General features: G+C 50.0%; 8 protein-coding genes. 6 read left to right on the top strand and 2 right to left on the bottom strand.

Annotation, left to right across the window (positions count from 1 at the left end; genetic code table 11):
- Positions 1-98: 98 nt before the first annotated feature.
- From galU to ACSOSI_RS14400, 3 genes are read left to right on the top strand one after another with little or no spacing between them, the layout of a single operon-like run.
- Positions 99-1016, top strand: a complete 918-nt coding sequence (gene galU / locus ACSOSI_RS14410) for a UTP--glucose-1-phosphate uridylyltransferase GalU (RefSeq protein ID WP_476705661.1) — start codon at positions 99-101, stop codon at positions 1014-1016.
- 43 nt (positions 1017-1059) lie between these two features.
- Entirely contained in the window at positions 1060-2403 is a 1344-nt protein-coding gene (locus tag ACSOSI_RS14405) for a UDP-glucose dehydrogenase family protein (protein WP_017893054.1), read from the top strand.
- A 9-nt stretch (positions 2404-2412) separates the two neighbouring features.
- Positions 2413-3423: an NAD-dependent epimerase gene (locus ACSOSI_RS14400; RefSeq protein WP_112363635.1), complete on the top strand. Its 1011-nt coding sequence runs from the start codon at positions 2413-2415 to the stop codon at positions 3421-3423.
- 216 nt (positions 3424-3639) lie between these two features.
- Here ACSOSI_RS14400 and hns read toward each other — a convergent pair whose 3' ends face one another.
- Positions 3640-4047, bottom strand: a complete 408-nt coding sequence (gene hns / locus ACSOSI_RS14395) for a histone-like nucleoid-structuring protein H-NS (protein ID WP_006321188.1) — start codon at positions 4045-4047, stop codon at positions 3640-3642.
- 698 nt (positions 4048-4745) lie between these two features.
- On the opposite strand from hns, the gene ACSOSI_RS14390 reads away from it, so the two are divergent.
- Complete coding sequence (locus ACSOSI_RS14390) at positions 4746-5330, top strand: thymidine kinase (protein WP_017893051.1); 585 nt, start codon at positions 4746-4748, stop codon at positions 5328-5330.
- Positions 5331-5605: 275 nt separating this feature from the next.
- Here the strand turns inward: ACSOSI_RS14390 and adhE are convergent, their stop codons facing one another.
- Positions 5606-8278, bottom strand: a complete 2673-nt coding sequence (gene adhE / locus ACSOSI_RS14385) for a bifunctional acetaldehyde-CoA/alcohol dehydrogenase (RefSeq protein ID WP_012145430.1) — start codon at positions 8276-8278, stop codon at positions 5606-5608.
- A 524-nt stretch (positions 8279-8802) separates the two neighbouring features.
- Between adhE and ACSOSI_RS14380 the strand changes: the two genes are divergently transcribed.
- Together ACSOSI_RS14380 and ACSOSI_RS14375 are read left to right on the top strand one after the other, a co-directional pair.
- The gene (locus tag ACSOSI_RS14380; RefSeq protein WP_012145429.1) at positions 8803-9447 is read left to right on the top strand and encodes a YchE family NAAT transporter; all 645 of its coding nucleotides are present in this window, start codon (positions 8803-8805) and stop codon (positions 9445-9447) included.
- A gap of 690 nt (positions 9448-10137) precedes the next feature.
- The gene (locus ACSOSI_RS14375; protein WP_112363632.1) at positions 10138-11775 is read left to right on the top strand and encodes an ABC transporter substrate-binding protein; all 1638 of its coding nucleotides are present in this window, start codon (positions 10138-10140) and stop codon (positions 11773-11775) included.
- The last annotated feature ends 25 nt before the right edge of the window (positions 11776-11800 follow it).

The following is an 11800-nucleotide window of genomic DNA, read 5'->3' as shown; positions in this document are numbered from 1 at the left end:
GCTGCGGTTAATGCCAGTCAGTCATAAGCTGGTATACTCCGAGGGTTTTTGTATGGCGGATGAAGCTCATAAACTGAGCGCTATTAAGAGAGGAAATAATGCCTGCTGTAAATCGTAAAGTCAGAAAGGCTGTGATCCCGGTTGCAGGCTTGGGAACACGGATGTTACCGGCGACAAAAGCCATTCCTAAAGAAATGCTGCCGCTGGTTGACAAACCCTTGATCCAATACGTTGTTAATGAGTGTATTGCGGCAGGGATTAACGAAATTGTGTTGGTTACCCATTCCTCCAAGAATTCGATCGAAAACCATTTCGACACCAGTTTTGAACTGGAAGCGATGCTGGAAAAACGCGTTAAGCGCCAGTTGCTCGATGAAGTGCAGTCTATTTGTCCCAAGGGCGTTACCGTAATGCAGGTGCGTCAGGGGGTGGCTAAAGGCTTGGGTCACGCGATCATGTGTGCTTACCCACTGGTGGGTGACGAACCGGTGGCGGTGATTTTGCCGGACGTGATCCTCGATGAGTACAGTTCCGATCTGAAAAAAGACAATCTGCACGAAATGCTGCAGCGCTTTGAGCAAACCGGTATCAGCCAGATTATGGTGGAGCCTGTGCCGCATAAAGATGTTGGCAACTATGGCGTGGCCGATTGCAAAGGGTATGAGCTGCAGCCGGGCGAAAGCGCCCCGATGGTTAGCGTGGTAGAGAAACCTTCGCCGGATGAAGCCCCTTCCAACCTGGCCATTGTTGGCCGTTATGTGCTCTCCGCCGATATCTGGCCGCTGCTGTCGAAAACCCCTCCGGGCGCTGGTGGTGAAATCCAGCTGACCGACAGCATTGAAATGCTGATGCAGCAAGAGACGGTAGAGGCGTATCACCTGAAAGGGATCAGCCATGACTGCGGCAACAAGCTGGGTTATATGCAGGCATTTGTCGAGTATGGCATGCGCCATGCCGGGCTGGGTCAAGAGTTCACTCAGTGGTTGAAACAGTTAATGGCCGCTGATAAGAAATAATTTAATCATCTTTCGTCTTAATTTGAAAAACTAGGATTTTCCCATGAAAGTAACAGTTTTTGGTATTGGCTATGTTGGCCTGGTGCAGGCTGCGGTGTTGGCTGAAGTCGGCCACGACGTTATGTGTATTGATATAGACGAGCGTAAAGTCGAAAACCTGAAGAAAGGGAATATCCCTATTTTTGAGCCAGGCCTGACGCCGTTGGTGCAGCAAAACTATGAAGCAGGTCGCCTGCAGTTCACCACCGATGCTAAAGCCGGCGTTGAACATGGCACCATTCAGTTCATTGCCGTGGGCACGCCACCGGATGAAGATGGCTCTGCCGACCTGAAGTATGTGACTGCCGTGGCCCGCACCATCGCGGAACACATGACCGATCATAAAGTGGTGATCGATAAATCTACCGTACCGGTTGGCACCGCAGATAAAGTCCGTCAGGTTATGGAAGAAACGCTGCGCAAACGCGGCAGCACGGTTCCTTTCGATGTGGTTTCCAACCCCGAGTTCCTGAAGGAAGGCGCGGCAGTAGCAGACTGCATGCGTCCTGAGCGCATTGTTATCGGTACCGATAACAAAGATGTGATTGAACCTATTCGCGAGCTGTATGAGCCGTTCAACCGCAATCACGATCGCATGATCATGATGGATATTCGCAGTGCTGAACTGACCAAGTATGCTGCCAACTGTATGCTGGCGACCAAAATCAGCTTTATGAATGAAATGTCTAATCTGGCCGAAATGCTGGGTGCAGACATTGAGAAAGTGCGTCAGGGTATCGGTTCTGATTCCCGTATTGGCTATCACTTTATCTACCCAGGCTGCGGCTATGGTGGCTCCTGTTTCCCTAAAGACGTTCAGGCCCTGATCCGCACGGCTGAACATATCGGCTACCAGCCAAAACTGTTGCAAGCCGTAGAGCAGGTTAACTATCAGCAAAAATATAAGCTGACCAAGTTTATCAAGCATCACTTTGGTGAAGATCTGAAAGGTAAAACCTTTGCGCTTTGGGGGCTGGCATTCAAGCCAAATACCGATGACATGCGTGAGGCTTCCAGCCGGGTGCTGATGGAGCAACTGTGGGAAGCGGGTGCTACCGTTCAGGCGTACGACCCTGAAGCAATGAACGAAGTTCAGCGCATCTACGGTCAGCGTGACGATCTGAAGCTGGTAGGTACCAAAGAAGCGGCGCTGCAGGGCGCTGACGCGCTGGTTATCTGTACCGAATGGCAGAACTTCCGCGCACCGGATTTCGACGTGATTAAAGGCTCGTTAAAGCAGCCGGTGATCTTTGATGGTCGTAACCTGTTTGATCCTGAACGTCTGGAAAGTCGTGGCTTTACCTATTATGCGATTGGTCGCGGTGCGTCCATTCAGCCGGTTATTTAAGGGATAAATATGAAATTCCTGGTTACAGGCGCGGCAGGGTTTATTGGTTATCACACCGCTGAGCGTCTGTTGGCCGCTGGGCATCAGGTTGTCGGTATCGACAACCTGAATGATTATTACGATGTGGGCCTGAAAATGGCTCGCCTCGATCTGCTGGCGGATAAACCCGCCTTCCGGTTTATTAAGCTGGATTTGGCCGATCGCGAGGGCATGGCGCAGCTGTTTGCCGAGCACCAGTTCCAACGGGTGATTCATCTGGGTGCTCAGGCCGGGGTGCGTTATTCATTGGATAACCCGCTGGCGTACGCAGACTCGAATCTCATCGGGCATTTAAATGTGCTGGAAGGGTGCCGACACAATAAAGTTGAGCATCTGTTATATGCCTCATCCAGTTCGGTATATGGTCTGAATCGTAAGCTGCCCTTTGCGACCGAAGATTCTGTTGATCACCCGATATCTTTGTATGCGGCAACCAAAAAAGCCAATGAGCTGATGTCGCACAGCTACTCCCACTTATATGGTCTGCCAACCACCGGTCTGCGTTTCTTTACCGTATATGGCCCGTGGGGACGCCCGGATATGGCGCTGTTCAAATTTACCAAGGCCATATTGGCGGGTGAAAGCATCGATGTATATAACCACGGAGAGATGCACCGTGACTTTACCTACATCGACGATATCGCTGAGGCTATTGTGCGGTTGCAGGCAGTTATTCCTCAGGCAAATGCTAGCTGGACGGTTGAGCAGGGTTCACCGGCGACCAGTTCTGCGCCATACCATGTCTATAATATCGGCAACAGCAGCCCGGTTAAGCTGATGGAATATATCAGCGCACTGGAACAGGCGTTGGGGATCGAGGCGCGTAAGAATATGCTGCCGATGCAGCCTGGCGACGTGTTAGATACCAGTGCCGATACTGCGGAGCTTTATCGTGTGATTGGCTTCAAGCCTGAAACCAGCGTTGAAGAAGGTGTGAAACGCTTTGTTGAATGGTATAAGTCTTTTTATAAAGTTCAGTAATTGAGCTGTACGTAAATGCTATAAGGGGCCACGGCCCCTTTTTTATGCTTTGCAAAAGTCAGGAAGGGTAAGCTAGCCGAGAAGCAAGACCAATGAGGTAGAAGGTTACCTGCATAGGATAATTACGCAAAGCCTGACTTGTGTTCTACTACTTCTGAAAATAAGCATAACAAAAAGGCTCCCAAGGGAGCCTTTTTAACTTGCAGCTGAATGCTATTACAGCAGGAAATCGTCCAGAGATTTACCTTGCTCTTCGATAGCTTTCTTAATCACTGCTGGGGTACGGCCCTGGCCAGTCCAGGTTTTCAGTTCGCCGTTTTCGTCTTTATATTGGTATTTGGCCGGACGTGCTGCACGTTTAGCTTTACCAGCGGCTTTAGTTGCAGCCATAGTTTGCAGCAGTTCATTAGGATCAATACCGTCAGCAATCAGCATTTCACGATATTGCTGCAGTTTACGGGTGCGTTCTTCAACTTCTGCTTGAGCCTGGCTGTCTTCTTCGCGACGTTCGTTCACAACAACTTCCAGTTTTTCAAGCATTTCTTCCAGCGTTTCCAGGCTGCATTCTCTTGCCTGTGCGCGTAGAGTACGGATGTTGTTCAAAATCTTTAATGCTTCGCTCATTGTCCTAGTCTCAAATTATATTGGTGGGGGGCGTCTGGATAATAATAGAGTGCTCTTTTCTTTTCTGCAATAGCCAAATTGAAAAGGAAGGCTCAAATTTACCTTTTAAAACACTAAACCAGAACACTCTGGCTAATATAGGCGGGGGAGATAAGTATTACAACCGTCATTTTTAAGTCAAATTTTCAACAGTGACGGTATGTTTGCTATGCCGGAATGGCATTCATGACTAAGTTATAATTGTGTTTTATATCAATATTACGTCGAATTCTGTGGGTTAAATCACGCGACCCAGTATGCAAACACTGTAAACAATGGGGGTATACGAGTAAAGATAACGTCAAGAACTGTACCCTGGCTGTTTTATGTCATTAAATACTCAGGCGTGGCGCTAAGTAGTGTTAATAGATTTAATTCCGTCCCGACCTGGCGCTTCTGGGGCTTTACTGTGCTGGCATAACCATTAATGCCGGGTGCTAATCATTAGCAGTAATTAAATGTGATGTCAGACAGAAATTATCCTGTAAATAGATGTAAAAGTAAGAGGTGCAGCGAACAGAATGTTTCACTTGAAAGTTTGGCATTCGTTTAGCGAGATGTTGATTAACCCGGAGGCGTGAGCAGGCCGATAGGTTATGGTACACTTTACCTCTGAATCAACCTTCGAATATTTCTTATACCATTGGAGTTGCGGGCCCATGGCTCAACTTTATTTTTATTACTCTGCTATGAACGCAGGGAAATCTACCGCGTTGTTGCAATCTTCATATAATTATCAAGAGCGTGGAATGCGTACGTTGGTGTTTACCGCCGAAATAGATCATCGGTTTGGTGTCGGTAAGGTCAGCTCGCGGATCGGGCTGTCGTCACAGGCGCAGCTCTATAATAATGAGTCGATGCTCTATGCGATGATTGCACAGGAACATCAACAGCAACCGGTACATTGCGTGTTGTTGGACGAAAGTCAGTTCCTGACGAAACAGCAGGTTGAGCAATTGTGTGATGTCGTCGACCAACTGGATATTCCGGTTCTGTGTTATGGCTTGCGCACCGACTTCCTGGGGGAACTGTTCATTGGCAGCCAATACTTGCTGGCCTGGGCAGACAAACTGGTAGAGTTGAAAACTATCTGCCATTGCGGACGCAAGGCCAATATGGTGCTACGGCTGGATGAAAGCGGGCAGGCTATGCATGCCGGTGAGCAGGTAGTGATAGGCGGGAACGAGAGCTACGTCTCCGTTTGCCGCAAGCATTACAAGGAAGCCATACAGGCACTGGAGTAGCGTTTAGAACGCCGCAGGGAGCCCTGTGGCGTGTTTGAGCGCTATTGTGCACTCAGGTAAGTACTGGCCAACGTGACACATAAAAAAACCGCCTTTCGGCGGTTTCAGACTACTGACAAAGCCCGTTATTAGGGAGAGCGTGCCGAAGGGGTCGTAGCGGCTTGCCCGCCGGAGAGCCCCTCGGTGCGCTAGGCCCGGGTATCTCGGATTCAAAGACAACTTTGTCATCAAACTCAAACCGCCTTTCGGCGGTTTTTTATTGGTTCAATGAACCGTTATTTTTTGGACTTTTTTTCTGCTTTGGCCGCCGCTGGAGCTACCAAAACTTCTTCATCTTCCGCTTCACTAAACTTACGGCCGTAGAAGGTATCCAGCATGATTTGCTTGAGTTCGGCAATCAGCGGATAACGCGGGTTGGCGCCGGTACATTGGTCGTCAAAGGCGTCTTCAGACAGTTTGTCGACTTTCGCCAGGAAATCGGCTTCTGTCACACCGGCTTCACGGATTGAGGCCGGGATGCCCAGTTCAGCTTTAATCTCGTCCAGCCAGGTCAGCAACTTCTCGATTTTCTGCGCGGTACGGTCGCCCGGTGCGCTCAGACCGAGGTGGTCTGCGATTTCACCGTAGCGGCGACGAGCCTGTGGGCGGTCGTACTGGCTGAAAGCCGTTTGCTTGGTTGGGTTGTCGTTCGCGTTATAGCGAATAACGTTGGAGATCAGCATGGCGTTGGCCAGACCGTGTGGGATGTGGAACTCAGAACCCAGTTTGTGGGCCATTGAGTGGCAAACCCCCAGGAAGGCGTTGGCGAACGCGATGCCGGCGATGGTCGCGGCATTGTGCACGCGCTCACGGGCGACCGGGTTCTTGGCACCTTCTTTATAGCTGGCTGGCAGATATTCTTTCAGCAGTTTCAACGCTTGCAGCGCCTGACCATCAGAGTATTCGTTCGCCAGTACTGAAACGTAAGCTTCCAGTGCGTGAGTCACCGCATCCAGGCCGCCAAAGGCGCACAGGGATTTTGGCATGTTCATCACCAGGTTGGCGTCAACAATGGCCATGTCCGGGGTCAGAGCGTAATCCGCCAGTGGATATTTCTGGCCGGTCACGTCATCGGTCACTACCGCAAATGGCGTCACTTCTGAACCCGTACCTGAGGTGGTGGTCACGGCGATCATTTTCGCTTTGACGCCCATTTTTGGGAACTTGTAGATACGTTTACGGATATCCATAAAGCGCAGCGCCAGGTCTTCGAAATGGGTCTCAGGATGTTCGTACAGCACCCACATGATTTTCGCCGCATCCATCGGTGAACCACCGCCCAGCGCGATAATCACGTCTGGTTTGAAGGAGTTCATCTGCTCCGCGCCTTTACGCACGATGGACAGGGTTGGGTCTGCTTCAACTTCAAAGAACACTTCTGTTTCAATGCCGTGTGACTTCAGTACGGAAGTGATCTGGTCAGCATAACCGTTATTGAACAGGTAGCGGTCGGTCACAATGAAGGCACGTTTTGCCCCGTCGGTCGCTACTTCTTCCAGCGCGATAGGCAGTGAGCCACGGCGGAAGTAGATTGATTTCGGAAGTTTATGCCACAACATGTTTTCTGCTCGCTTCGCTACAGTTTTCTTGTTGATCAGGTGTTTTGGACCGACGTTTTCAGAGATGGAGTTACCGCCCCAGGAACCGCAGCCCAGCGTCAGAGACGGAGCGAGTTTAAAGTTGTACAGGTCACCGATACCACCCTGAGACGCTGGGGTGTTGATCAGGATACGTGCGGTTTTCATCTTGTCGCCGAAGAAGGCAACGCGTTCCGGCTGGTTATCCTGGTCGGTGTACAGGCAAGAGGTGTGGCCGATACCGCCCATGGCAACCAGTTTTTCCGCTTTGCTGACGGCGTCTGCAAAGTCTTTGGCGCGATACATGGCCAGCGTAGGCGACAGTTTTTCGTGAGCGAAAGGCTCGGTTTCATCAACCAGTTTCACTTCACCGATCAGCACCTTGGTGCTTGCCGGCACTTTGATGCCCGCCATTTCAGCGATTTTTGGTGCAGACTGGCCAACGATAGCCGCGTTCAGGCCGCCGTTTTTCAGGATGATGTCCTGCACGGCTTTCAATTCTTTACCCTGCAGCATGTAGCCACCGTGGCTGGCAAAACGTTCGCGTACGGCATCATAGATGGAGTCAACCACGATGACCGACTGCTCAGAGGCGCAAATCACACCGCTGTCGAAGGTTTTAGACATCAGAATTGAGGCGACAACGCGTTTGATATCCGCAGTTTCGTCAACCACAACCGGAGTGTTACCCGCACCCACGCCGATTGCCGGTTTGCCGGAGCTGTAGGCGGCTTTCACCATGCCTGGGCCACCGGTTGCGAGGATCAGGTTGATGTCAGGGTGGTGCATTAACTGGTTGGAAAGTTCAACGGTAGGTTGGTCGATCCAACCGACGATGTCTTTTGGTGCACCGGCGGCAATTGCGGCCTGCAACACGATATCCGCTGCTTTGTTGGTGGCGTTTTTCGCACGAGGGTGCGGGGAGAAGATGATGCCGTTACGGGTTTTCAGGCTGATTAACGCTTTGAAAATGGCCGTAGAAGTTGGGTTGGTGGTAGGCACGATACCGCAAATCAGGCCAATAGGCTCTGCAATGGTGATGGTACCGAAAGTATGGTCTTCGGCCAGGATGCCGCAGGTTTTTTCATCTTTATAGGCGTTGTAGATAAACTCTGATGCGAAGTGATTCTTGATCACTTTATCTTCAACGATACCCATACCGGATTCTTCAACGGCCAGTTTGGCCAAAGGAATACGGGCATCGGCAGCGGCGAGGGCAGCAGCGCGAAAAATTTTATCAACTTGCTCTTGAGTGAAGTTGGCATATTCGCGCTGGGCTTTTTTGACACGTGCAACTAGCTCGTTCAGTTCAGCGACATTTGTTACAGCCATAATGCTCTCCTGATAATGTTAAACTCTTTCAGTAAATCAGCCGTGCGAGCAAGTAGTATAGACATTTCGGTGGGAAATGCTGTTTTAAAAACAAAGGCTTTCCACCTTTTTGTGCCGCATGCTGCTGATTTGCTTAAAGAGCTTTACCCGATGCTTCAGCAGGAGAAGACAGCGGGCCGAACAGAGATACCACTTTTTCCTTAACCTGTTCTACTCCCTGACTACGACTAAGAGCTTAACTACTCTTGGGTAGTGATTTTGTGATTTAAATCATAAAAAACGCAAGCTGACACCATTCAGCCATGGTTTTTGAGAATCATTATTGATAACTGTGATGTCAGGCTCTTTTCTCAACATAAAAAATCATAAACCGTACATTGCTTTAACAATGGAGAATTATCTTATCTGCGAAGGTGTAAATAGAGATAAATCTCGCGCATGAGCAATGGATTACCCATGGCAATTCTATTACATTAGCGCGCGAAGGCAGTGTCACTTTTAAAGCTATTAAAGCGGAGTCATTTGTGGGCCAATCTCTGTTGGATTTTTCCGGCTTCATTAAATTTTTTGTCGGCCTGTTTGCGCTGGTCAACCCGGTGGGTATTTTGCCGGTGTTTATCAGCATGACCAGCTACCAGGCGGCGGCTGGGCGCAATAAAACCAACCTGACCGCCAACCTGTCGGTCGCCATCATCCTGTGGACCTCGCTGTTTTTGGGGGAGGGGATTTTGCGCATGTTCGGTATCTCTATTGATTCATTCCGCATTGCCGGCGGCATCCTGGTGGTCAGCATTGCCATGTCGATGATCAGCGGCAAACTGGGTGAGGACAAACAGAACAAGCAGGAAAAATCAGAGAGCGCAATCCGTGAAAGCATTGGCGTTGTGCCACTGGCATTACCGCTTATGGCCGGGCCAGGTGCTATCAGCTCCACCATTGTCTGGAGCTCCCGCTATCATAGCTGGCAGAACCTGCTGGGGTTCAGCCTGGCTATCGCGTTGTTCGCTTTTTGCTGCTGGCTGTTGTTCCGGGCTGCGCCTTTACTGGTGCGCCTGTTGGGGCAAACCGGTATTAACGTCATTACCCGTATCATGGGGTTGCTGCTGATGGCATTGGGTATCGAGTTTATCGTGACTGGCATAAAGGCGATATTCCCCGGCTTGCTGTAATCAGCCGAATGAGTCGCGAATAGGATGATTCGCGGCTCAAATTAATTTTAAAATTAAAAACTATTATTAGCTCGCATTAATATAGTGCGTAATATGAATGAATTTTCTTCACTTGCACCATGATGTGGCATAAATCTCAATTTGTTGCTCAATAAAAGCTCTAAGCGTTGTTTTTACCCCTTATCTTCCTCACTTCCTGCCCTTTTTCGCCTCCCGAATATCAAATTTGCTGTTAATTTAATCACATCATTCTGTAGGGCTTGTCTCGCTTTCATCCAGGTGTTATTAGTGATTAACCGCACATAAGCAGGTGTTTGTTCTTTGAACGGCGGCTTTGTTAACTGAATGTTTCTTTATCTGGTGTGTGGGTTCGCTGCGTACGGCTTTGATGGTGGTACATTCAATTTTAATGATTAAATTCAATAAGTTGATTTGCACCTTTGTTACCCCTTCTTCGGGATGACAAAACCCGTCTGATGCAATAAAAGAGAATTGCTTAACATTTCTGTAAAAATTATTGGCTATGGAAATTGCCTTCTGCTAATTTCCGAGCAACTTTCTACGCGTAATTAACGGTATCGCGTCGACAAAGTGGGAATGATTTTTGCTGGTGTCTGTTTATTTAGAATTCTTATAAATACTTCACGAATATCGATAAGCAATGCTTGTTGGTGAAAAGGAGCCTCGACCATGCAGCAAACCCTAAAGCACACACCATTAGCTATGTTGATTGCCGGCCTGCTGAGTATCAGCGCCGTTTATTCTGCTCAGGCGGCTGATGTTCCGGCCGGGGTGCAATTGGCCCAGCAGCAGAAGATCGTCATTAACAACGGCTCGGAAGTGGCTTCATTGGATCCGCACAAGGTTGAAGGCATACCGGAAAGCAATATCATTCTGAACCTGCTGGAAGGGCTGGTCAGCACCGACGCCAATGGGCACGTGGTCGCGGCTGCGGCGACAAATTGGGAAAATCAGGATTTTAAGACCTGGACTTTCCACCTGCGTCCCGACGCAGTTTGGAGTGACGGCTCTCCGGTTACCGCGCAGGATTTTGTCTACAGTTGGCAACGCTTGGCCGACCCGAAAATTGGCTCACCTTATGCCAGCTACCTGCAGTACGCCAAAGTTGAAAATATCGACGCCATTCTGACCGGTAAGCAAAGCCCGCAGACGCTCGGTATTAAAGCTATCGATGATAAAACTTTTCAGGTCACGCTAAGTGAGCCGGTGCCGTATTTTATCAGCATGCTGAGCCACACCTCGCTGAAACCGGTAAAACGTTCGGTGGTTGAGAAGTTTGGCGACAAGTGGACGCTGCCGGCAAACTATGTCGGTAATGGTGCGTATCGCTTGAAAGATTGGGTGGTGAATGAGCGCATTGTGCTTGAACGCAGCCCGAGCTACTGGAACAACAAGAAAACGGTTATCAGCCAGGCAACCTTCTTGCCGATATCTTCAGAGGTCAGTGACGTCAACCGCTTCCGCAGCGGTGAAATCGATATCACCAACAGCGCCATCCCGCCGAACCTGTTCGCGAAAATGAAAAGCGAGATCCCTGAGCAATTACACGTTAACCCTTACCTGTGCACCTTTTATTACGAGATTAACAACCAGCGCGCGCCTTTTACCGATGCACGAGTGCGAGCCGCAGTGAAACTGACGTTGGATCGCGACATCATTGCCAACAAGATCATGGGCCAGGGCCAGATCCCGGCCTACAGCTTTACTCCGAGCTTTACCGAGGGTGCCAAATTCACGGCGCCGGAATGGGCAGGGTGGAGCCAGGAGCAACGCAATGCCGAGGCGAAGAAACTGTTGGCCGAGGCAGGCTTCAGTGCGGCTAATCCGCTGAAATTCACATTGCTGTACAACACTTCAGATCAAAATAAGCAGCAGGCGATCGCTGCCGCGTCCATGTGGAAGAAAAACCTCGGCGCGGATGTCCAGCTGCGCAATCAGGAGTGGAAAACCTCGTTGGAAAGCCGCCATCAGGGGCAGTACGACGTGGCACGGGCCACCTGGTGCGGAGACTATAACGAGCCTAGCGCTTTCCTGAATCTGGTGGTCTCCAATAGCAGCATCAATACCATTTTTTACAAGAGCCCGGCGTTTGACGCCCTGATGGCCAGCACGCTAAAAGCGCCGGACGAAGCTGCGCGTGCTGCTCTTTATCAGCAAGCGGAGGCTCAGTTGGACAAAGACTCGGCGTTGATCCCGGTGTATTACCGCGTCAGTGCGCGCCTGATCAGACCGTCGGTGGGGGGCTTTACCGGTAAAGACCCGCTGGATTACACCGATGTGAAAAACCTGTACATCATCAAGCAGTAACGAGGGGTATTACGCCACGCCAACA

The organism is Serratia sp. AR11 (assembly GCF_056376275.1).
Note: the sequence above shows the minus strand (reverse complement) of the source record. Positions and strands in the feature narration are given on the sequence as shown.